This is a genomic window from Arsukibacterium sp. (genome assembly GCF_033721375.1).
Classification (GTDB): Bacteria; Pseudomonadota; Gammaproteobacteria; order Enterobacterales; family Alteromonadaceae; genus Alishewanella.
Genome location: NZ_JAWWAP010000005.1, coordinates 240,545 through 261,936, shown reverse-complemented (window position 1 = coordinate 261,936; position 21,392 = coordinate 240,545). Strand labels below are relative to the sequence as shown.

Below are 21,392 nucleotides of genomic sequence, written 5' to 3'. Positions count from 1 at the left end.
ATACGATTTTTGACTTTTAAAAGATAGGTAAACTCACCCATTTTATGACGTAGAACAAAGTCCCTGTGCAATAAGTAGCCAATTGTAGTCACTATTTAGCCCTTTTGCAGAAAAGCCGGTAAACTGGCGCTTTTAGAACAAAGCAAAGTTGCCGATGCCAAACGTTATTTCTTTGTGTTTATGCCTTCTTTTATTAGCCGCTTGTCAGCCCAAACAAGCAGACAACAGTGTCAGAGTGTTGCAACAACAAGCAGAGCTGCTGCTGAGCTTAAGTCCGGCATCCGCGCCGGTAGAAACGCCGTTACGGCTGAGTCTGGTCAGTGAGCAGCCAATCGAGCTGATTAGTGCCGAGCTTACCGGCGTCAGTATGTATATGGGCATAATCCCTTTACCTTTTCAAAAGGTTAGTACGGTAGGCAAGGATGATGCAGAGCAATGGCAGGCAGAATTTTTGCTGGGTGCCTGTGCTGATCCGGCAATGTTATGGCAACTGAACTTGACGGTACAGTTCGCAGATGGCAGAAAACTTATATTAAAAGAGCAGTTTAATTCAAGCTGGTAAATAGGTGATTTTAAAGCTTGTCAGCTGGCTAAAATTTGTTCAGTATAGGCGGGCGAAACAGACAGAGACTAACATTAATCTGGGGTTAACAGTATGACCAGTGATTTTGTCCGTAATATCCATCTAGCAACCGCTCAGCAACTTAGAGACCAGGGCGCTGATCTGACAGTAATTTTAGAGCATTTTGACAGCGTCTTTCTACCTCAGGACGAACTGCCGGAACTGCTTGACCAGTTAGGCTACCCGCAGCAGGATTTAAAGCAGTTTTTACACCGCCAGCTTTAAGCCGGCATCAGGGTTTGGCTTAACGCTAAATCTGTTGCCCCGGTCAGCTGCAGTCTGGCTGTCTCGACACAGACAAATTCGGTAAAGCCGTGATCTGCCATATCGGGCAAATCACGGCTTTTTTGTTGGCCGGGATTCCAGATAACACTGGCATCATGACCACGCTGTTCAATAGTTAACGCCTGTTTTGTACTTATAAGCTGCAACTGCCTGCCGGTTTTATGATAAATACGATCCGTTTCCGTGCTAAAGCCTGTTTCATTAGCCTCAGTAATCTGGGAGGCATCACTGACTTTATCAAAATAGTGCTGACTCAACCCGGTTACTCTGGTTTGCTGTAGATTATCAATCCGAAAATAGCTGTGCAGTGCTGCCTGCTGATAAAGCGGGCTATCGCAACTCAGCTGCATTGTCAGTTCACTGCGACTAAGCAGTAATGTCAGGACAAGGTTCACCGGCTTTGGCCGGGTATGTTCTGGCCATATCGCTGCGGGAAGATCATTAACTGTGATGCTCAGGCTAAGGCTGGTGTTGTTTGCCGTAACCAGCCTGTCTGTACACTGCCATAGCCGGTTGCGAACCAGACCATGGTTAGGCAGGGTATGTTGCCGCGGCTTTATTTTGTCGGTGGCCGGACCAAACCACGGCCAGCAAACCGGTACGCCACCGCGAATTGCTGCACCGTTATGCCACTGCGCTTTATCGGATAACCACAATACTTCATTACCAGCAGTCGGCTGATAGGACAATACCTGGCCACCATATAATGAGACCACCGCACTGGCTTGACCGCACTGCAGTTTCAGACAGGGCAAATCGCCAAGCTGGCCAAAACCAGTAATCGTAGTGATGTTTTGTTGTGGCATAAAAGTCCCTCAAATGCAGATATACTTGCCGATAGCATAGCGGAGTAGGTGTTCTTTCGAAACAGCGGCATGGATGCCGCGCAGGCTGAAACAGCACAGGGAAGTGCTGTTGAAGGCGGTGCAGAAAGAATTTCCTGCTCTGCTATCTTAAGCAGAGCAGCAATAGAGCTTGCTGTAATACTCGCACATTAGGGTATTACTTCATCAGCTCAACCACGTTATCCAGCATCCGGTTACTAAAGCCCCATTCATTGTCATACCACGACATTACTTTTACTAAACGGCCATTAACCCGGGTTTCGGTAGCATCAAAAACGGACGACATCGGGTTGTGATTAAAATCAACTGACACTAATGGCAAATCGTTGACCGCTAACACCTGGTTCATCGGGCTTTTTGCTGCCGCAGCGCGGATAATATCATTCACTTCTTCAATGCTGGTTTCACGGCCGGCAATAAAGGTTAAATCAACCAGCGATACGTTTAAGGTTGGAACTCTTACGGCCAAGCCATCAAATTTGCCTTTCAGCTCTGGTACCACCAGACCCACTGCTGCTGCAGCGCCGGTTTTGGTTGGAATCATCGACATTGCGGCGGCGCGGGCCCGGCGGACATCGGTATGATAAACATCACTTAGCCGTTGATCATTGGTGTAAGCATGGATCGTAGTCATTAAGCCAGACTCTATACCCAGCGCATCTGACAAAGGTTTGGCAATGGGGGCCAGACAGTTGGTGGTGCAGGATGCATTTGAAATGATGGTCATCTCTGGTGTGATCACCTGGTGGTTCACACCGTATACTACGGTGGCATCGACATCTTTGCCCGGGGCAGAGATAATGACCTTTTTGGCTCCGGCAGTTAAATGAGCGCCGGCAGTTTTGCGATCAGTAAATAAGCCGGTACACTCTAATACAACGTCTACCTTTAAATCGGCCCACGGCAAGTCGGCCGGATTACGGATGCTCAGGGTTTTAATCTGGTCGTCATTAACATAAATGGCTTCGTCGTCGTGAGACACGCTGGCAGCGAAAATACCATGAGCTGTGTCATACTTCAGTAAGTGAGCGTTAATAGCTGCGTCGCCTAAATCGTTGATGGCAACAATGTTGATATCGTAGTTTTTATTGCTTTCATATAAAGCGCGTAACACATTGCGGCCGATACGACCAAAGCCATTAATTGCAACCCGAATAGACATAGCAACTCCAGAGTAAATTTAACAAAATAAGGCTGAAAACGTATTCAGCAAATAATATGTAGTAAAATTACATTAATACTGGCATTTTTCAAGTTTAAAACCGCAATAAATTGCTTTTATGTAATTTAATAACGTAAATTGATTGGCTAGCTATGTGGTTTATTGTAGTGAAATATAGCCAAGTTACTGTTTTTAATAAGGAATAAATAATGGATGCCGCTCTGCTGGCCGAACTGGTTGCTTTTTCCGGAATTGAAACCGAATTTAATGATGCCTGGGGTAACCACACCACGGTAGCCAGCGCTGATCAGTTGGCACTGTTGGCCGCTCAGGGTTTTAATATAGCAGACGCTGCCGCAGCCAGGGCTGAGCTGAGTGAACGGCAACTGGATTTCTGGCAACAAATTCTGGCGCCGGTGTCAGTGCAACTGCAGGCTGAGCCGTTAACGTTTGAACTGCAGGTACCGTTGGCGCTGGCCAACAGTCGTTTTGATTTCACGCTGCAAACCGAGCAGGGTACCAGCTATCAGTTCAGTGCCGAGCCAATCGACGGTGAACTGGTACAGGTTGCGGTTATTGATGATGAAGAGTACCAACAGTATCAGCATAGTCTGGATTATCCGCTTAGCACGGGTTATCACACCCTGACATTGACCTGCAGTGAAACCGGCTTTAGTTTTGAACAGCGGTTAATTATCAGTCCCGGAAAATGCTATCAGCCCGAGCAGTTTAAGCAGCAAAAACAGTGGGGCGTATCTGTCCAACTGTATGGCCTGCGCTCAGCTCGCAACTGGGGGATCGGTGATTTTAGCGATTTAAGTACCCTGGTGGCCTATCTTGCTGCCCACGGTGCTGATTTTGTTGGCTTAAACCCGATCCATGCCCTGTATCCGGCAATGCCGGAAAGTGCCAGCCCATACAGCCCGTCATCGCGACGCTGGCTGAATATTATCTATATTGATGTCTGCGCCATGCCGGGCTATCAGCAGTGCAGTAACACCCAGCGTCTGGTCAATGCCCCGGCATTCGCTGCCTCGGTTGACGCACAGCGCAGCCGTGACTGGGTTGATTACAGCGGCGTGCTGCAGCTGAAGTTGCCGGTGATGCACAGTTTATACCAATGGTTTGTGCAGCACTGTGGTGATGAAGCGCATTTAGCGGCTGAATTTACTGAGTTTAAGCGCGAGGGCGGTGCCAGTTTGCAGCAACTGGCCTTGTACGACGCTTTGCATGCCTTTTTAATTAAGCAAGACAGCAATTACTGGGGCTGGCCAAACTGGCCAGAGCAATATCGCGACCCGCAAAGTGACGCAGTACAGCAGTTTGCCGAAGATCACCAGCAGCAACTGGATTTTTACTGTTACCTGCAATTTATTGCCCAGCAACAGCTTAAAGCCGTACAGCAACAAGCAAAGACGGCAGGTATGTTGTTGGGTTTATACCGTGATTTAGCGGTAGGAGTGAGTGAAGCATCGACTGAAATCTGGGGCAATGGCGACTTATACTGCCGGGATGCCAGTGTCGGCGCACCGCCTGATCCACTGGGCCCGGCCGGCCAGAACTGGGGCCTGCCACCGATGCAGCCGTATCAGCTGTTCAGCCAGGCTTACCAGCCGATGATTGATTTATTTCGCAGTAATATGCAGGATGCCGGAGCGTTGCGTATCGACCATGTGATGGCCTTACTGCGGTTATGGTGGGTGCCAAAAACCGCTGCAAATGCCGGCGGCGGTGCTTATGTTTACTACCCCATTATGGATTTACTGGGCATTCTGGCGTTGGAAAGTCAACGCCAGCAGGCGGTTATTATTGGTGAAGACTTAGGCACGGTGCCGGACGGCATTCGCGAGCTGTTAGCAGACTACGGCATCTATTCGTACCGGGTGTTCTTTTTTGAGACTGCACCGGATGGCGGCTACATTTCACCGGCCCATTATCCGCAGCAGGCGATGGCCACATTAAGTACCCATGACTTACCGACCTTAATAGGCTTCTGGCATTGTGAAGATCTTAAACTTGGCAAGCAATTAGGGCTATATCAGGACGAGCAGCAGCTGCAGGGGCTCTATCAGCAGCGGCATGCCAACAAGCAGCAAATTCTGGATTCCCTGCACGGTCATGGCATGTTGCCGGCTGATTATCCGCGCTCGGTAGATAACCTGGGGATGGATCGTACCCTCAATTATGCACTGCAGCGTCATCTGGCTGCTGGCAGCAGTCAGTTGCTATGCCTGCAACTGGAAGACTGGCTGGAAATGACCCAGCCGGTCAACGTGCCCGGAACCAGCGATGAATATCCAAACTGGCGGCGTAAATTAAGCCGTGAGCTGGAGCAGTGGACCAGTGAGCCCCATATTCAGCAGCTACTGACAGAACTAACAAAGGCGCGGGCCGGTTAACGATGCAAGCGGCAATATAATTACGGATAAACGGATAAACGGATAAAAGGAAAATACTATGACATTAGCGCAACTACACCAGGCGAATTGTGCCCATCCTTTTGCTGTGCTGGGGTGGCAGGCCAACAGCTACAGTGCCAAAGGCACCGGTTTGCTGTTACGGGCTTATTTGCCACATGCGCTGACGGTTGACGCTTTTGAATTAAAAACAGCTAAGCCTCTGGGCCAGTTAACAGCGCATCCTGACTACCCTGGGGTGTTTGAGCTGGTGTTGTCCCGGAAACGTAAAGCCAGTGCTTATTATTTGCAGGTGACCGACGTGCACAGTACATACCGCTGCATTGACCCTTATCAGTTCCGCGAGCAGGCTTTTTATGCAGTACACCATGTTAACAGCCAGCCAGAGAATCTGTATCGCCAGCTTGGCGCTCAGATCATCAGCCTTGAGCCGGATGGCAAGCCGTTAACCGCTACCCGGTTTGCCGTATATGCCCCGGCGGCCAGCAGCGTCAGTGTGGTCGGCGACATGAATGGCTGGGACGGACGTTGCCATCCGATGGAGCGCACAGACTGCGGTCATTGGGTGCTGGTGTTGCCAGAAGTCACGAGCGGGCTGCGCTATAAATTTGAAATCAAAGACAAAGACGGCCAACTGTTACCGCATAAAGCCGACCCGATGGCGTTTTATGCGGAACAATACCCGTCCCATGCCTCGCTAATCTACGATCACAATAGTTATCAGTGGCAGGATAAAAACTGGCGCGAACGACCGGCAGTAAACCCGTATCAGAGTGCCATCAGTATTTATGAGCTGCATATCGGCAGCTGGCGGCGCAAAGATGATAACCAGCCGCTTAATTATGCCGAGCTGGCAGAGCAGTTAATTCCTTATGTTCAGGACATGGGTTACAGCCATATAGAACTGCTGCCGGTAATGGAGCATCCGTTTGATGGGTCCTGGGGCTATCAGCCGCTGGGCTTATTTGCGCCTACCTCGCGCTTCGGCAACCCGGATCAGTTCAAAGCTTTTGTAGATGCCTGCCATCAGGCCGGTATCGGCGTTATTCTGGACTGGGTGCCGGCGCATTTCCCGGAGGACGGCCATGGTTTAGCCCGCTTTGATGGCAGTCACTTATATGAATATGCCGATCCGCGCCGCGGCTGGCACCCGGACTGGAATTCCTGTATCTACGATTATGGTAAAGATTATGTCCGGCAGTTTCTGGTGGCCAGCGCCTTATACTGGCTGGAGCACTTTCATATTGACGGTATCCGGGTTGATGCGGTTGCCTCGATGTTGTACTGGGATTACTCGCGAAATGAAGGCGAATGGGTCCCCAATATTGATGGCGGCAACCATAATTACGAAGCGATCAGCTTGTTTAAATGGCTGAACAATGAAGTTTACGGCAAATTTCCGCAGGCAATGACCATTGCCGAAGAGTCAACGTCATTTCCTCAGGTATCGCGGCCGGTCGATAGCGGCGGTCTGGGTTTTGGCTTTAAATGGAATATGGGCTGGATGAATGACAGCCTGCGTTATATCAGTAAAGATCCATCTTACCGCAAGTACCATCATAGTGATTTAACCTTTTCGATGGTGTACGCCTACAATGAAAACTTTATTCTGCCGTTATCACACGATGAAGTGGTGCATGGTAAAGGCAGCTTAATTAATAAAATGCCGGGTGATGAATGGCAGCAGGCCGCTAATTTACGGGCTTATATTGCCTTTATGTTTGCTCATCCGGGTAAAAAACTGAATTTTATGGGTAATGAGCTGGGCCAGAGCCGGGAGTGGAGCCACACTCAAAGCCTGGACTGGCATTTACTGGCATATCCGAAACATCAGGGTATCCAGCAACTTTATCGTGACTTAAACCACAGTTATCAGCGCTGCAAGCCGCTGCATGAGCTGGATTATCAGCAACAGGGCTTCAGCTGGCTTGATCATAACGACGCTGAACACAGTACCTTAAGTTTTATCCGCCGCGACAGTGCAGGTAATGCTATTTATATTGTGGCCAATTTTACCCCGGTACCGCGTGACAACTTTATGCTGGGGGTAGAGCAAACCGGTGACTATGAGGTGATTGTTAATACTGACAGTGAATATTACTGGGGTGGCAATTACGCTGTTGGTAGCAATTTAGCCGCAGAGCAGCCGGGCGGTCACGGTAAAGAGCAGGCTATCCGCTTAAATCTGCCACCTTTGGCCTGTCTGTATATCCGGAAAAAGGATAATTGAAAATGGCTGAATGCAGCGCCGCACTGACAACAACGCATGGCAACAGTTATCCGCTGGGGCCCAGCAAAGTAGCAGACAACTGCTGGAATTTTGCGGTTTTTGCGCCCGACGCTACCGGTATGACGCTCTGCTTGTATCAGCCTGATACCGAAGAAGAACTGGCCGAGCTCGCTTTTACAGGCCGTACCGGCAGTATCTGGCATCTGCAGGTCAGTGATATCAGTGATGGTACGCTTTATGCGTTAAAAGCCGATGGTCCGGCTAATAGTGTCGCCGGTTTACGGTTTGATAAAGATCGGGTGCTAATCGACCCCTATGCCCGGAAACTTAACCGCGCTCAGGTCTGGCAAACTGAGCCATACCACCAGAAAAGCCATCTGGCTCTGGCAAAAGGGGTACTGGATCCGGCTGCCTTTAGCTGGCATGAGACGGCGTTTGACTGGCAAAAAAGCACTAAGCCGGCGATCGCCCGCGAAAAAACCGTTATTTATGAAGCCCATGTTAAGGGCCTGACCATGCTGCATCCCGACGTGCCGGACGCGCTGCGGGGTACTTATCTGGGCTTATGTCATGCCAGTATTATTAATCATTTACAGCAACTTGGTATTACCACTGTACAATTGCTGCCGGTGGCTGCTTTTATGGCTGAGCCAAGGTTAACGGGGCTTGGCCTGACCAATTACTGGGGCTATAACCCGGTGAATTTTTTTGCGCCGGACCCCCGTTATCAGCTCGAAGATGCCGTTGCTGAATTTAAACAGATGGTGCGCACTTTGCATCAGCATGGTATTGAAGTCATTCTGGATGTGGTGTTTAACCATAGCGCTGAAGCGGGCGATGATGGTCCGCTGCTCAGTTTTCGTGGCCTTGCTGACCGCCATTATTATTTGTTTCACAGCCACGCCGATATGGTTGATTATCATAATTACTGCAATTTTACCGGTTGTGGAAATACCCTTAATATCGCCAACCCGGCAACCCAAAAACTGGTAATGGATGCACTGCGTTATTGGTTAACTGAGATGCAGGTTGATGGTTTTCGCTTTGATTTAGCGGTGACCCTGGGCCGCGAGCATAAACGTTTTAACCCTTATGCCAGTTTTTTTCAGATCATTGCTCAGGATCCGGTGATATCTCAGGCAAAGCTGATTGCTGAACCCTGGGATATCGGGCCTTTTGGCTATCACCTGGGGCAGTTTCCGGCTAACTGGTCTGAACTTAATGATAAATGCCGTGATACCTTCCGCGCTTTCTGGCGAGGCGATAAAGGCGTGTTAGCCGACTTTGCCACCCGGTTGCTCGGTTCGCGCGACATTTTCCAGAAGCACCATAAACCAGCCAGTTGCAGCGTAAATTTTCTGACCTATCACGATGGGTTTACTTTAGAAGATGTGGTCAGCTACAACGATAAACATAACTGGCAGAACGCTGAGCAGAACCGGGATGGCCACAGCCATAATTTAAGCACTAACCACGGCGTGGAAGGGCCGACCAACGACCCACAGGTTATTGCCCGCCGTTACCAGCATAAACGCAACCTGGCAGCGACCTTGCTGTTAAGCCAGGGCATGATCCACTGGCTGGGCGGTGATGAGCTGAGCCACAATCAGGGTGGCAACAATAATGCCTATTGTCAGGATAATCCGATAAGCTGGCTGAACTGGCAACTTGATGGCCAACAGCAAAAGTTTCTGCAGTTTGTCAGACAAATGCTGACACTTCGCAAACAATTCAGTTGTTTGCAGCAAATATCGCTGCAGGACGATCATTATCAGCTGCATGGCGACAAACATAAGGTATGCTGGTTTTTAGCCGATGGAACTGAAAAACAGCAACACGACTGGCATGATCCGGAACGGGCAATTTGTATATTCCGGATCACAAATCGTCATACCGGCAAGGCGCTGTTGTTTGTATTTAATGGTGCCGGCCAGTCAGTGCCGTTGACCTTGCCGGAACAAAAAGCAGGCGAGGGCTGGCAATGCCTGTTTGACACTGCCCATAACGATGGCCTGGCGTGCAACAGCAAAAGTATCGAAACACAGTATTTACAAGCGGCACATAGCATCTCTGTCTGGCAGTAGGTTTATCGGCAGTTTTACCGTATAATGCGCGCCATTTTCCGAGCCTGTTGTTGGCTTAGCAATACTAAGTAAAGGATCGTCAGATGACTGATACAGCGCCACTTTGTGACATCGGTTTTGTCGGAGCCGGGGTAATGGGCAAAAACCTCATTTTAAACCTTGCTGACAATGGCTACCGGGTAGCGGCCTTTGATTTAGACCATCAGAAACTGGAAGCTGTATTAGCGCAGGACAAAGCCGAGCGGGGCGACAAGCCTGCAAGGGTTATTGGCTGCAGCTCATACACCGAATTGCTATCGCGCTTATCTGCGCCGCATTTAATTGTGTTATCGGTGCCGGCCGGTAAGCCCGTTGACGATATTTGCCATAAGCTGATCGACGCTGGTATTCAGGCCGACGATATTATTGTTGATACCGGTAACAGCCTGTGGACGGACACGGTTGCCCGGGAAAAGCAGTACGAAGGTAAGTTTATTTTCTTCTCTACCGCCGTGTCGGGCGGAGAAGTCGGTGCTCGTTTTGGCCCGTCACTGATGCCAAGTGGCGATCCTTATGCCTGGACCCGGATAAAACCCTTGTGGCAGGCCATTGCCGCTAAAGTCGATCCGGCTACCGGTAAACCAATAGAGCGCTTCGAACCCGGCAATCCGGTGACCGAAGGCGAGCCCTGTGCGACTTATATCGGTCCCAGCGGCTCTGGCCACTATGTAAAAATGGTGCATAACGGTATTGAATACGCCGATATGCAGCTGATTTGTGAAGCCTATCAGGTAATGCGCGATATTCTGGGCATGACGTCAGCCGCTATTGCTGAGGTCTTTAAGCAGTGGAATGACGGTCCGCTTAACAGCTATTTAATTGGTATCAGTGCCGAAGTCCTGGCCACCAAAGACTCTGAAACCGGTTTACCGCTGGTTGACGTTATTATGGATAAAGCCGGCCAGAAAGGCACAGGTTTGTGGACGGCAGTCAGCAGCCTGCAACTGGGCAGCCCGTCACCAACCATTGCCGAAGCAGTTTATGCCCGGTCATTGTCAGCGCTGAAGCACGAGCGGGTTAAAGCCGCTACCGTGTTAGCCGGCCCGGCGCAGAATATTATTTCTGCCGAGCAGAAAGCTGAGATTATTCAGGCGCTGCATGATGCGCTGTACTGCGCCAAAATATGTGTTTACGCGCAGGGTTTTCATTTAATGAAAACAGCCGCTGATGAGCATGGCTGGCAGCTGAATTTTGCTGAAATAGCCAAAATCTGGCGGGCGGGCTGTATTATTCGCGCAGTGTTCCTGCAGTCAATTACCGATGCTTTTGATCGCAATGATGAGCTGGAAAACCTGCTGCTTGACCCGTTTTTTGCTAAACAAATTTCGGTTTATCAGCAAAACTGGCGTAAGGCGGTGGCCAATGCCACGCTGGCCGGTATCCCGGTAGCGGCATTAAGCTCAGCCCTGAGTTATTATGACTCTTACCGTACCGCGGTTTTACCGGCTAATTTACTGCAGGGGCAGCGTGATTACTTTGGGGCTCACACCTTTGAGCGCACCGATAAAGCCAAAGGTAAAATGTTCCATGTCGACTGGAGCAACCCGAACCGGCCTATGGTGAAAATAAAATGAGCACAGCTAACAGCAAATCACAAAATATTGAACAGATAGGCACCCCGGGCACCGCCAGCAGCACTAAGGTGTTGCTGTTAGGCGCTGGCGAGCTGGGTAAAGAGTTGTGCATCGAGTTAAAGCGCTATGGCTGTGAAGTGATAGCCGTCGACCGTTACCCGAATGCCCCGGCAATGCAGGTGGCTGATAAAGCGGTAGTCATGTCGATGCTGGATAACGCCGCGCTGCGCCAGCTGGTAATTAGCGAAAAGCCGGCCTTTATCGTCCCTGAGCTGGAAGCTATTGCGACCTCGGTATTAATTGAACTGGAAGACTGCGGCTTTAATGTGGTACCGAGCGCCAAAGCCGTTAACCTGACGATGAACCGGGAAGGTATTCGCCGCTTAGCGGCTGAAGAGCTGCAACTTGCTACCTCGCCATTTCAGTTTGCCAGTGATAAAGCCAGCTTTATTGCTGCCATCAACGCCATTGGTTACCCCTGTGTGGTTAAACCGATAATGTCATCCAGTGGTAAAGGTCAGAGTGTACTGCGCAGTGAGTCTGATATTGACGCTGCCTGGTTGTATGCGCAGGAAGGTGGCCGTGCCGGTAAGGGCAGGGTAATAGTCGAAGGTTTTATCGACTTTGACTATGAAATTACCTTGCTAACGATAAATTCGCTGACCGGGATTCAATATTGTGCGCCCATTGGTCATCGCCAGGAAAAAGGTGATTACCGGGAAAGCTGGCAACCCCAAGCGATGAGCGACAGTGCGCTGGCTGAAGCCAAACGCTACGCCAAAGCGGTGGTCGAAGCCTTAGGTGGCCGTGGATTATTCGGGGTAGAGCTGTTTATTAAAGGCGATAAGGTGTATTTCTCTGAAGTATCACCACGGCCGCATGATACAGGCATGGTTACCCTGATTTCCCAGCAGTTAAGTGAATTTGCGCTGCATGCCCGCGCTATCCTGGGCTTACCCATTCCCTATATAAAGCAATACGGCCCGGCGGCCTCGGCAGTATTGTTAGTGCCCGGCCACAGCGCCGATATTCAGTACCAGGGCCTGGCAGAGGCGCTAAGCGAGCCGGACACCGAGCTGCGTATTTTTGGCAAGCCGGAAGTACAGGGCGAGCGGCGAATGGGCGTCGCCCTGGCGCTGAGCGACACGGTTGAAGCGGCAACAGAAAAAGCGCTGAATGTTATCAGCCAGCTAAAAGTAACACTGAGCTAATATTCTGATACTAATATTCAGTTACAAATATTCAGATACAAATATTAAGAGTTAAGTTACTGGCATCTGAAAACCACCTTCGGGTGGTTTTTTTACTCAGGTTAATTTATTTTTCCTGATTGATAATGCGTTTGTCCAGCAGCAGGGGCTGATCGCTAAATACCCAGTCGATGCCGCGATACGCTTCGCGATTAACAATAGCAGGATGGTTAACCTGACCGGTGCCAATGCTTTTACCGGCCGCTTTCAGCTGGTCTATTACTGTTTGGTTAAGCAAGGCAAAAGAGCCTGCGACAGCACCGTGCCCCAGCGCCAGGTTCTGGCGGATAATATCTTTGGTGTTGGTTGTTGCCACATCCATCAATGCTGAAGCTGGCAACTGGCGAAAGCCTTCAAGATAATCCGGCACCAGGCTAAGCAGATGATAATCTACTGCCGGCTCAAGTGAGCCAAGCGTTTTCTGAAGTTGGCTTTGCAACGGCGGGCGCTGCCGCCACGACTCTTTCAGTTCAATCATCAGATGCAAACGCTTACCGTAACGCTCTGTTACTTCCTGCAGGTGCGGTATTTGCGGCAGCTCACGCCTTAACTTTGCAAAAGAAGTGCTGGCAATGTCAATATCGGGCCTTTGATACAAGCGGCCGCAAGCCGGATCATGATGCACCACCGGCTCACCGTCTTTTGTCAGTCTGACATCAAGTTCGATACCCCAGATATTGTGCTTCAGGCAACGGTCAAACGCAGCCAGGGTATTCTCCGGCGCCGGACTATTGCGCCCCACGATATAAGCACCACGATGGGCTACCAGTTTTAACCGGGCAGGGTCGGCTGGAATACGGCAGGCCGGGCTGAGTCGCCACAGCTGGTTAGCCAGATTGTTCAGATGATTAGTCCAGTCGGGCACTGTATTTATCCTGTTTGGGGGTGGCAAAATAGTAGCAGTTTGCACTGTTATGTCGAAACAAATTGTTCACTTTACGCCGCAGATCCACTAGCATCAAGCGCGGTTTAGTAGCAATTGACTGGATTACCGCACGTAAAAGGGCAATTGCTTAAAATGTCGGGCTCAAAAAAATATATAAGTTCGCAAGGAAGAATTAATGAAGTACTCCAGATGGTTAAAAGCTCAGTATCCGCACTTAGCAAACGAACATGACGTTATAGTTCAAAATTACATAAAACAAGCGAAAGACGATACCAAAAAAGTGCGGTTGATAATTAGCTTGCTGTTCTTTGTTTTCGTGGGGTTGCTAGGGTATGCCATTGGTTATCTGCTTGGCCGCTATAGCGACTTCGATGCTAATGCACGTTTCGCTGTAATTTTACTGAACGCCGCCATCTTGATTTTTCTGTTAAACAAGGTTGAGCAGCGTTTGATAAAAAGGCGCTTAGTAAAGCTTCTGGCAAGTTAGCTGCAATAAGTTTTACAGAGGTAGCCTTATTTAAGCTTGGTGTGGTTGTAACTTTAGGTTCCAGTTCAATGAACCGGGTTTGATACGGGCTGAGTAAATCGGTTGGTCGAGCTGCTTGAACTGCAGCAAAAGAAGGACTGAATAGCTTGCTCTTTGCTGCTGGCTTGATTCAAGTTTGGCGCCAATTACGTCCGGCTTCAAGGTAATCTATTTACATTTTGATACCAAAAACTGACATCAGTGACCGCAAACTATGCTAACTTTTCAGCAATAAAAATTAGCAGAAAAGGAATTTGGTGATGGCGATTGATACCACTGGTGTGAAAATTGAAGACAGGCCCTTTGATCAGGTGCGGCAGGAGGCCATTGATCAGCTGATTATGAATTACAGCCACGGTATTATTTCCGCTGAAGCCTTTGAGCGGCGGCTGGATGTTGCGTCTGATGCCAAGACTCATCAGGAACTGGTAGATGTAGTAGCTGATTTAACGTTGCAGCCTGATGATACCTATCAGCAACAGCGAGAAAAAAGTTTCTCGCCCCGCTATCAGGCCGGCAATGATACCCGTAACGAGAAGATTCTTTGTCTACTCTCATCCAATGAACATAGTGGCCAGTGGCTGGTACCGGCCGAAATTCGGGTTATCAATGTGCTTGGCTCAATAGAGCTGGACTTCTCAGAAGCTATTTTTCAGCACCAGCATATTGTTATCCGGGTCAACAATTGGGTTGGCAGCCTGAATATCCTGGTGCCAGAGCAAGTTAATGTCGTATCAAATATGTTTAATATTGTTGGTAGTACTAAAAACCGTGCCAGATCAATTGGCGGACAGCAGGCACCACACATTACTATTGAAGGCTACTCTGTTCTCGGATCACTGGACGTTAATCTTAAACGAACCATGAAAGAAAAATTCAGTGCTTTTGCTGACCAGTTTCGCGCTATGTTTGGTTTAAATAAGCCGTAAGGTTCCTTTTAAAAGCATTAAAGTAAATGTTAGCTATGGAGGATAAATGCGAGCTCTGCTGATTTTTTTATTCAGTGTGATAAGTGGCGCACTTATGGCCGAGCCCGCAGGAATGCAGTTGCAACTTGCGCACGCAGCATTGCAGCGCACCGAGCATCAGGTGCGTTATGATGGTGCATATCGGCGTATTGGCTATCCGGGCGGTGATGTACCGGCAGATATTGGCGTGTGCACTGATGTGGTTATTCGAAGCTATCGCAGCCTGGGTGTCGACTTGCAACAGTTGGTACACGAAGATATGCGCAGTAATTTCAGCAGTTATCCGTCAAAGCGGATCTGGGGCCTGAGTCGACCTGATAGCAATATCGACCATCGGCGGGTTCCCAATTTACAGGTGTTTTTCCGCCGCCATGGCACTGAGCTGGCTGTAACTCAGCAGGCTGCAGATTATAAGCCCGGCGCTATTGTCAGCTGGATGTTGCCGGGCAATTTGCCGCATATCGGAATTGTTAGTGATAAGCGAGTACCAGGCACTGATCGGCTGATGATCGTGCATAACATTGGCGCCGGACCAAAACTGGAAGATATGTTGTTTTCCTATCCGATAACCGGCCACTTCTACTTTTATTAGCAAAGCATTGGTTGTCTGAGTGACAAATTACTGAGTTTCAGCCCGTTTTTTAGCATTGCGCAAATAACGGATTAGCCGGGCTTCTTCATCGTTTATGGGGTCATTGCCTATATAAGTCGCTTCTTGCTGGCTGGATTGTTGCTTCGCTATGCTTTCTTGTAAAAACAATAATTCTGCTTCAGAAAGTGGCTCCCACAGGCCATTCCTGTCGGAGGCCAGTTCACATTTCCTCGGCAGCGACTCTAAGATTAAAATAGCACCAAGCGAGTAAAATTTGTTGTCGTAGACACAACCTAAAATTTTGCCTCTGTCCACTACCAGCTGCCATGGAAAATTTTTGTCACTGACACTTATACCGCGGTCCAGCATATTGGCTTGCTCTTTTGCCGCAGGCGTTGTTATAAATGCCATGCATACTACAATCAGGCTAAGCCGTACCAATGTCATCTGCAGTTCCTTCGTGTTTACAACCCGTAAATATTCCTGTTTGTTAACCTAAACAACATTTTTATCTAAATCAACTACAAAATAGTAAACCGTCAGCAATCATGCTTTGTGACATTATCAGGCTTCTTCTGGAAATAATCAGTTCTCTCAATTCACATTATCTATTAGCATTGGCCTTAACCCAGAGGCGGTGAATTAAATTACAGTTGATTTGCCGGTAATCGTAAGGTGAGCTGATGACATTACCTAATAAAACCCAGTTAATAATTGCTGCTGTTCTGGTCGTGACAGGGTGGCTGACGATTGTTAATTTTCCGGATTATGCCAGCTCAGGCTGGTACTTAATTATTCTTGCGATAACCTTTTTTATATTTCCCGGGCCGCAGTTTTTCAGCCGGTCCCGGCGCTCTGAGCAGCAGCAACAGCATTTTCGTGAAAAGGTCATCGCGGCCAGTAATAAACCGTTAGCATGGTGGGCATCGCCATTACCCTGGCTTCTGCTGCTACTAATTATTTTTCTGTTTTCTTCGTTCTATTAGCAAAAACAAAATTATCAATTGCATAGTGCCGCTAATCCATCTATAACTTAATATGCGTATTTCGATAGTAAGAGGTACGAGCAGTAGAGAGTGTAATGGAGGACGCAGTGTGAGTATTTTTTTAAAGCCATATGTGTGGTTAGTTGTTGGCGTGTTGTCGCTGTCGTTTCAGGTTACTGCGGTAACAGTGCAGTTTAATTCCGATCGGAATGCGGCCTGCTGGCAGGTTATCGAACAAAGAAAACCCGGATTTTGTCGGTTGTACTTTCAGTTTATTGGAACCAAACCTGATAGCGTGTACGCTGATCAGGCATCGTTGAGCAACTCGATGAGTGAATATCCGGTTAAACGCAGTAGTTACCCCACCTCATTCCAACAGCTGGAATATGCATTACAGTTTTTTCAGTACAGTGCGCAACGATTTAAAATTCGTAATAATCTGGTTTTTATCCGCTCTGACGATGGTTCTGTGCAGCTGAATATGGGTATTCTTACCTCTGCCAGTGGTGGCTACAGCTATTTATTAGCCGAGAACGAGAGCCAGATTAGACAGTTGGTTGCCGATTTACAAAAAACTGACCCGCAATCAACTCGCTATCAGCGAAGTATTGAGCAACTTTTTCAAAATTAATCTGGACACGGATAATTCAGGGTTAGTTCATTGCCCGGGAAGTATGGTGATGTTCTGATTTTGACCCTTTGTTGCCAGCCTGTTGTTAGCGCGGCCCGGAATGGAACAGGAATGGATACTATGACAACCTTGCTGGCAAAATTGCCAGCGCATACCCTACCTGAATATTATATCTGGCTATATATCGTTACAAACCTGTTATGGTTTGCCTTATTTTGTTTTGGTAAACAGGCAGCAAGTAATCGTTATCATCGGCTTGAGCACTCGTTAAACCTCGAACTTGAGCGCCGTCGAAAAGTATATGAACTTAAAATTTGTCAGTATGAAGACTATTGCCATGAACTAGAGGCATTTCATCTCAGACATCAGAATGACTATCAGAATGTGTTCCTGCCACTTTTTACCGAATTTAACAATCGTTATCAGGCCGCTGAAGCGGCGGAAGACACAGCTGCAGCGTCTTTGGCGACCTTATGGTTTTCCGGAGAAATTCAGCAGGTTAGCAGCGTGAATGATACCGAACTAAAAGCGCTTGATAAACAGACGGCGGCATTGACGCTCAGTGCAGCCGATGATGTGGTAGAAATATTGACGGATATTCAACAGCGTTATCAAAAGTTGCTGTTGGTAACCAGCGAGCAAATGAACAAACTGGTGACAATAACCCTCAGTAAGGATTATGAAGCCATAAAAGATATTGCGGCAGAGCTGCAACAAGCCGGCAGCGAATTACAGGAAAAAACACAGCTGTTGATGCAGGCCATTCGCCGCGATTTGCTGAATTTTTGACAGTTTTATCAAAAATATAAGTTTCTGAATAGGGGTGAATGTTGGGTTTGGTGCCGCAACGCAATATCAAGTACCTGGGTACCATCTGTCAGACTGAGTTTATCCTGCTCCCGCCAGACACTAAGTTGCATATGAGGTTTAAGCATCACTATCAGCCTGGCTAAATCGGCAGAGCTGAACTGATAACAGTCGGCATTGGCATCTGCGGGCAGATTGCTGGTTTTACTGGCCTGCTGCTCCGTTAAAAACAATACAACCTGATCTGCCTGATGCAATGCCCGGCGCAGGCTCTTGTCTGTAAGTGGGTCAACGACGCCCCACAGAGTAAAATGTTGCTGCTGGTCCTGCAGGTAGAGATCAGGCATTTTACCAATGCCAGGACGCTGGTTAAGGGTAGGGCTTAATTCATATAAGGTCAGGTACGCCAACAATCGTCTGGCAAAATGCTCTGCAGATTCCTGTTGAAAAGGCGCAATATAATGTGTCTGCTGCCGGAACCATTTATGTATTTCGCAGTTATAGTTTAATTCCAGCTTGACTACTTTTGCACTCATCAACATTTTTTTACCCATTGCGGGCCCGCTGCAGCGTTGCCAGCCTTGTTTAGCTAAATATTAGTCGAGACATTTTATTCAGGTGCGACTTAAGATGGTAAGTATTAAGCAATATCCGTGCCTGCAGATCCAGAAAGTATGAGCGGGGTGCTGGTTTATTGGCCTTAGCTTACAAACTCCAGTGCTGACGAAAAGCGCTGGCCTGACGACGCGAAATTTCAACTTGTTTATTGTGTTGTAACTGTACGTCAAAACCGCCGGCAATTGATGGTGTTATCTCATTGATATAATGCGTATTAATAATCCAGCTACGGTTTGCCCGGAAAAAGCTTTCAGCTGGCAGACGTTGAGCAATAGCGCTGATACTCCGGTAAGTAGCTGGTGTGGCATTTGCCAGATGTACCCGGGTGTAATTGCCCATAGCTTCAAAGCAAATGACATCCGCTAAGGTTACAAAAAAACAGTTGTCACCGTCTTTGATAAAAAATTGCTGATGTAACGCCAGTTTTTGCTCATTTTGACTAACCGGCTGTAACTTATCTAATGCAGCTTGCAAGCGCGGTAAAGTAACGGGTTTGAGCAAATAATCCAGTGCGTTAAATTCAAACGACTTAACAGCGTAATGGTCATAGGCAGTAACAAAAATAACCTGTGGCAGGTAGTCCAGTTGTTCCAGCAGTTTAAAGCCGTCCCCGCCTGGCATATTAATGTCCAGCAAAACAACGTCTGGTTTTAATGTCTCTATTTGCTGCTTTGCCTGGCGGATATTGGCTGCCTCACCAACCAGACTGGCACCACTGATATGGCTTAATTGTTCGGTTAATTCCAGCCTGGCCAGCCGGCTGTCATCGACAACAACTATCTTCATATTAGTACTCCAGTGGCAAACGGATGTGAGTTTTCACTTTATTATGTTCGCTTTGCAGTGTTAAGCCCGCCTCCCGGCAATCGGGATAGAGCAACGTCAGTCTTTGCCTGATGTTGTGTAAGCCCACCCCCGGCCGTTTAACGTTAGGAGCGAGCTTACCATCATTGCAGATGGTGATATCCAGCATAGTATCGCTGCAAGACACCGTTACGTCGATACTACCACCGGCAACTTCGGTACTGATCCCATGTTTAATGGCATTTTCAACGCAAAGCTGCAGCAGTAATTTGGGAACCAGTGCTTGCTGGCAGTTATCTGTTGCAGTCACGCTGTAGTGCAAGCGATCTTCAAACTGAATTGAGCACAAGGCGATATATTCACGGACAATGGCCAGTTCGGCGTTAACGGTTACCCTGGCGTTATCGTCCTTACTCAGACTGTAACGCAGCATATCAGCCAGCCTGGCAAGCATGTCTCTGGCCCGAGCAGGATCTTCCAGAATTAACGCTCTGATATTATTGATTGCATTAAATAAAAAGTGCGGGTTAAGCTGGTTTATCAAAGCATCAAGCTTGCTTGATTTTAACAGTTCACTGGTCTGGCGAAGTTGTCTGACTTTGCTGATGCTGAAATAAAGGGCAGACCAGAATAGCAACGCCATCAGCATATTGAAAAAATTACCGGTAAATACCACTCTGACTACAAACCAGCGTTGTGCGGCCGGTATCGGATTGGTAACACCTAAATGGGCCAGGCATAACGCCGCGGCTACCAACAGTAAGGCTGCTGTCGCAGCACCCAGCAGGCTACCAAGTGTCAGGTAACATACCTGTTGCCAGATGACTCTGCGCCGAAAATATTTTTTATAGCCCAGCCGGATAAAATGTGAACCAACAGCGCTGCTCCCCACCAGTACCAGCGCATAGATTAATTCAACTGGTGTGAACGTTACCTGCATCCATGCGGCGGCACTGATTAGTGTATAGAGCGCCAGCCAGCCGCTAAGCTGGCATATCAGATACAGATGTCGATGCAAAAGTGTCAGCGCGCTGCGACTCATGGTAATGGTTGCTCTTTATCTGTAACACTCGCTTGCTGGCGAAGTTGTTGTAATAGCATCATGCCACCCGGGGTGACCGGAATAGTTGAATTACTAAGGATCACAATACCTACCTGTTCAGTTGGTGCAAACCCAACAAATGAATTAAAACCACCGGTCTGACCATTGTGCCAGACCAGCCCCTGAGGATGCAGCATCCAGCCAAAGCCGATAGTGGGGTCAGAGGTGGGAGGTGTGACAGACAAACGCATTGCAGCGGCCATTGCTGGTGTGGCATTGAACTTGTCAGACTTATTTGCGGTTGCCTGCAGGTAATTTTCTACCAGTAAGGCCATGTCTTCAACCGTTGATAATACGGCACCGGCGCCGGCCAGCGCCTGAAAATGCCAGTTCGCTGCAGCTGTGCCATCGATCTGATAGCCCTGAGCCCGGCGGTGATACCTGCCATGAGTTATAGCAACGGTACTTGCTGCCATGCCGAGCGGATTAAATATTTGCTGTTGCATAAGGGCAGCAAAACTGCTGTCTTGCTGCTTGCTAAGTAACTCTGCCAATAGCCCAAAGCCAAAATTTGAATATTCAAACTGCTGCTCACCGGGATGCACCTGCTGCAACGCGCTCATCAGATCGGCATGGCTGTAGTTTGCATAAGGATCGGTTAAATCAGCCAGTGGCAAATTAGCCGGCAAACGCGGTAAGCCGCTGGAGTGAGTCAGTAAGTGGGCGAGACTATACTGATGCTGCTGGTAATCAGCATGGTCCAGCAGGGATGCCACAGAAGTGTTCAGTGTTAGTTGTTGCTTGGTCACGGCCATTGCCGCAAGCAAACCGACTAGAGGTTTGGTTACAGAGCCAATTTCAAATAAGGTTGATTTACTGACAGCCTCGCTTTTCTGGTAATCAGCAAAACCATGCAAGTAAAAGCGGGTGTTGCCGGCGCTGATAATAGCGACTGCAGCGCCGGCATCGTTAAATTCCGCCTCTAACCATTGCTCAATATTAGTAACAGTGGGCCTCAACTGGC

The 21,392-nt window shown here is 48.5% G+C and carries 21 protein-coding genes; 13 read left to right on the top strand and 8 right to left on the bottom strand.

Features of this window, described 5'->3' with window-relative positions; translation table 11 throughout:
- Positions 1–154: 154 nt before the first annotated feature.
- Positions 155–562 carry a hypothetical protein gene (locus R3187_RS09740; RefSeq protein ID WP_318966652.1) on the top strand — a complete coding sequence of 136 codons (408 nt, stop codon included), beginning with the start codon at positions 155–157 and terminating at the stop codon, positions 560–562.
- 93 nt (positions 563–655) lie between these two features.
- Positions 656–847, top strand: coding sequence for a hypothetical protein (locus R3187_RS09735; RefSeq protein ID WP_318966651.1), 192 nt, complete (start codon positions 656–658; stop codon positions 845–847).
- On the opposite strand, the gene R3187_RS09730 is transcribed toward R3187_RS09735, so the two are convergent.
- Together R3187_RS09730 and gap are read right to left on the bottom strand one after the other, a co-directional pair.
- Positions 844–1,713, bottom strand: coding sequence for a D-hexose-6-phosphate mutarotase (locus R3187_RS09730; protein ID WP_318966649.1), 870 nt, complete (start codon positions 1,711–1,713; stop codon positions 844–846). The genes R3187_RS09735 and R3187_RS09730 overlap by 4 nt on opposite strands.
- A gap of 196 nt (positions 1,714–1,909) precedes the next feature.
- The gene (gap, locus tag R3187_RS09725) at positions 1,910–2,914 is read right to left on the bottom strand and encodes a type I glyceraldehyde-3-phosphate dehydrogenase (RefSeq protein WP_318966648.1); all 1,005 of its coding nucleotides are present in this window, start codon (positions 2,912–2,914) and stop codon (positions 1,910–1,912) included.
- A gap of 209 nt (positions 2,915–3,123) precedes the next feature.
- Here gap and malQ point away from each other — a divergent pair, with 209 nt between their 5' ends.
- From malQ to purT, 5 genes are all read left to right on the top strand, one after another.
- Complete coding sequence (gene malQ, locus R3187_RS09720; RefSeq protein WP_318966647.1) at positions 3,124–5,313, top strand: 4-alpha-glucanotransferase; 2,190 nt, start codon at positions 3,124–3,126, stop codon at positions 5,311–5,313.
- A gap of 58 nt (positions 5,314–5,371) precedes the next feature.
- Positions 5,372–7,561 (top strand): 1,4-alpha-glucan branching protein GlgB, encoded by a 2,190-nt coding sequence (gene glgB, locus R3187_RS09715; RefSeq protein WP_318966646.1) that lies wholly within the window; start codon positions 5,372–5,374, stop codon positions 7,559–7,561.
- A 2-nt stretch (positions 7,562–7,563) separates the two neighbouring features.
- Entirely contained in the window at positions 7,564–9,645 is a 2,082-nt protein-coding gene (gene glgX, locus R3187_RS09710) for a glycogen debranching protein GlgX (protein ID WP_318966645.1), read from the top strand.
- Positions 9,646–9,728: 83 nt separating this feature from the next.
- Positions 9,729–11,258: an NADP-dependent phosphogluconate dehydrogenase gene (gene gndA, locus R3187_RS09705; RefSeq protein ID WP_318966644.1), complete on the top strand. Its 1,530-nt coding sequence runs from the start codon at positions 9,729–9,731 to the stop codon at positions 11,256–11,258.
- Positions 11,255–12,469, top strand: coding sequence for a formate-dependent phosphoribosylglycinamide formyltransferase (purT, locus tag R3187_RS09700; protein ID WP_318966642.1), 1,215 nt, complete (start codon positions 11,255–11,257; stop codon positions 12,467–12,469). Before gndA ends, purT begins: the two co-directional genes overlap by 4 nt.
- 106 nt (positions 12,470–12,575) lie before the next feature.
- Here the strand turns inward: purT and R3187_RS09695 are convergent, their stop codons facing one another.
- Positions 12,576–13,373 (bottom strand): glycerophosphodiester phosphodiesterase, encoded by a 798-nt coding sequence (locus tag R3187_RS09695; protein ID WP_318966641.1) that lies wholly within the window; start codon positions 13,371–13,373, stop codon positions 12,576–12,578.
- 196 nt (positions 13,374–13,569) lie between these two features.
- Here R3187_RS09695 and R3187_RS09690 point away from each other — a divergent pair, with 196 nt between their 5' ends.
- The 3 genes from R3187_RS09690 (at position 13,570) to R3187_RS09680 (ending at position 15,480) form a co-directional block, all read left to right on the top strand.
- Positions 13,570–13,881 carry a hypothetical protein gene (locus R3187_RS09690; RefSeq protein WP_318966640.1) on the top strand — a complete coding sequence of 104 codons (312 nt, stop codon included), beginning with the start codon at positions 13,570–13,572 and terminating at the stop codon, positions 13,879–13,881.
- A gap of 299 nt (positions 13,882–14,180) precedes the next feature.
- The gene (locus R3187_RS09685) at positions 14,181–14,849 is read left to right on the top strand and encodes a LiaF domain-containing protein (RefSeq protein WP_318966638.1); all 669 of its coding nucleotides are present in this window, start codon (positions 14,181–14,183) and stop codon (positions 14,847–14,849) included.
- A gap of 46 nt (positions 14,850–14,895) precedes the next feature.
- Positions 14,896–15,480, top strand: coding sequence for a DUF1287 domain-containing protein (locus tag R3187_RS09680; RefSeq protein WP_318966636.1), 585 nt, complete (start codon positions 14,896–14,898; stop codon positions 15,478–15,480).
- 27 nt (positions 15,481–15,507) lie between these two features.
- On the opposite strand, the gene R3187_RS09675 is transcribed toward R3187_RS09680, so the two are convergent.
- Complete coding sequence (locus R3187_RS09675; protein WP_318966634.1) at positions 15,508–15,927, bottom strand: hypothetical protein; 420 nt, start codon at positions 15,925–15,927, stop codon at positions 15,508–15,510.
- Positions 15,928–16,163: 236 nt separating this feature from the next.
- On the opposite strand from R3187_RS09675, the gene R3187_RS09670 reads away from it, so the two are divergent.
- From R3187_RS09670 to R3187_RS09660, 3 genes are all read left to right on the top strand, one after another.
- On the top strand, positions 16,164–16,466 hold the full coding sequence (locus tag R3187_RS09670; RefSeq protein ID WP_318966632.1) for a hypothetical protein: 303 nt from the start codon (positions 16,164–16,166) through the stop codon (positions 16,464–16,466).
- Positions 16,467–16,575: 109 nt separating this feature from the next.
- A complete protein-coding gene (locus R3187_RS09665) occupies positions 16,576–17,097 on the top strand; it encodes a hypothetical protein (RefSeq protein ID WP_318966630.1) in 522 nt (173 codons plus the stop codon).
- Positions 17,098–17,208: 111 nt separating this feature from the next.
- The gene (locus R3187_RS09660; protein ID WP_318966628.1) at positions 17,209–17,886 is read left to right on the top strand and encodes a hypothetical protein; all 678 of its coding nucleotides are present in this window, start codon (positions 17,209–17,211) and stop codon (positions 17,884–17,886) included.
- An 8-nt stretch (positions 17,887–17,894) separates the two neighbouring features.
- Here the strand turns inward: R3187_RS09660 and R3187_RS09655 are convergent, their stop codons facing one another.
- From R3187_RS09655 to R3187_RS09640, 4 genes are all read right to left on the bottom strand, one after another.
- Positions 17,895–18,446 carry a YaeQ family protein gene (locus R3187_RS09655; protein WP_318966626.1) on the bottom strand — a complete coding sequence of 184 codons (552 nt, stop codon included), beginning with the start codon at positions 18,444–18,446 and terminating at the stop codon, positions 17,895–17,897.
- Positions 18,447–18,609: 163 nt separating this feature from the next.
- Positions 18,610–19,308, bottom strand: coding sequence for a LytTR family DNA-binding domain-containing protein (locus R3187_RS09650; protein ID WP_318966624.1), 699 nt, complete (start codon positions 19,306–19,308; stop codon positions 18,610–18,612).
- 1 nt (position 19,309) lies between these two features.
- Positions 19,310–20,368: a sensor histidine kinase gene (locus R3187_RS09645; RefSeq protein ID WP_318966622.1), complete on the bottom strand. Its 1,059-nt coding sequence runs from the start codon at positions 20,366–20,368 to the stop codon at positions 19,310–19,312.
- Positions 20,365–21,387 (bottom strand): serine hydrolase domain-containing protein, encoded by a 1,023-nt coding sequence (locus R3187_RS09640; protein WP_318966620.1) that lies wholly within the window; start codon positions 21,385–21,387, stop codon positions 20,365–20,367. The genes R3187_RS09645 and R3187_RS09640 overlap by 4 nt, the downstream gene beginning before the upstream one ends.
- Positions 21,388–21,392: the final 5 nt, after the last annotated feature.

What these genes read in the sequence shown, in the direction of transcription:
- gndA (WP_318966644.1), top strand. Translation starts at nt 9,729, where the DNA reads ATGACTGATACAGCGCCACTTTGTGACATCGGTTTTGTCGGAGCCGGG.
- gap (WP_318966648.1), bottom strand. Translation starts at nt 2,914, where the DNA reads ATGTCTATTCGGGTTGCAATTAATGGCTTTGGTCGTATCGGCCGCAAT.
- glgB (WP_318966646.1), top strand. Translation starts at nt 5,372, where the DNA reads ATGACATTAGCGCAACTACACCAGGCGAATTGTGCCCATCCTTTTGCT.
- R3187_RS09735 (WP_318966651.1), top strand. Translation starts at nt 656, where the DNA reads ATGACCAGTGATTTTGTCCGTAATATCCATCTAGCAACCGCTCAGCAA.
- R3187_RS09685 (WP_318966638.1), top strand. Translation starts at nt 14,181, where the DNA reads ATGGCGATTGATACCACTGGTGTGAAAATTGAAGACAGGCCCTTTGAT.
- malQ (WP_318966647.1), top strand. Translation starts at nt 3,124, where the DNA reads ATGGATGCCGCTCTGCTGGCCGAACTGGTTGCTTTTTCCGGAATTGAA.
- R3187_RS09730 (WP_318966649.1), bottom strand. Translation starts at nt 1,713, where the DNA reads ATGCCACAACAAAACATCACTACGATTACTGGTTTTGGCCAGCTTGGC.
- glgX (WP_318966645.1), top strand. Translation starts at nt 7,564, where the DNA reads ATGGCTGAATGCAGCGCCGCACTGACAACAACGCATGGCAACAGTTAT.
- R3187_RS09675 (WP_318966634.1), bottom strand. Translation starts at nt 15,927, where the DNA reads ATGACATTGGTACGGCTTAGCCTGATTGTAGTATGCATGGCATTTATA.
- R3187_RS09680 (WP_318966636.1), top strand. Translation starts at nt 14,896, where the DNA reads ATGCGAGCTCTGCTGATTTTTTTATTCAGTGTGATAAGTGGCGCACTT.
- R3187_RS09660 (WP_318966628.1), top strand. Translation starts at nt 17,209, where the DNA reads ATGGATACTATGACAACCTTGCTGGCAAAATTGCCAGCGCATACCCTA.
- R3187_RS09645 (WP_318966622.1), bottom strand. Translation starts at nt 20,368, where the DNA reads ATGAGTCGCAGCGCGCTGACACTTTTGCATCGACATCTGTATCTGATA.
- R3187_RS09655 (WP_318966626.1), bottom strand. Translation starts at nt 18,446, where the DNA reads ATGTTGATGAGTGCAAAAGTAGTCAAGCTGGAATTAAACTATAACTGC.
- R3187_RS09690 (WP_318966640.1), top strand. Translation starts at nt 13,570, where the DNA reads ATGAAGTACTCCAGATGGTTAAAAGCTCAGTATCCGCACTTAGCAAAC.
- R3187_RS09650 (WP_318966624.1), bottom strand. Translation starts at nt 19,308, where the DNA reads ATGAAGATAGTTGTTGTCGATGACAGCCGGCTGGCCAGGCTGGAATTA.
- R3187_RS09740 (WP_318966652.1), top strand. Translation starts at nt 155, where the DNA reads ATGCCAAACGTTATTTCTTTGTGTTTATGCCTTCTTTTATTAGCCGCT.
- purT (WP_318966642.1), top strand. Translation starts at nt 11,255, where the DNA reads ATGAGCACAGCTAACAGCAAATCACAAAATATTGAACAGATAGGCACC.
- R3187_RS09670 (WP_318966632.1), top strand. Translation starts at nt 16,164, where the DNA reads ATGACATTACCTAATAAAACCCAGTTAATAATTGCTGCTGTTCTGGTC.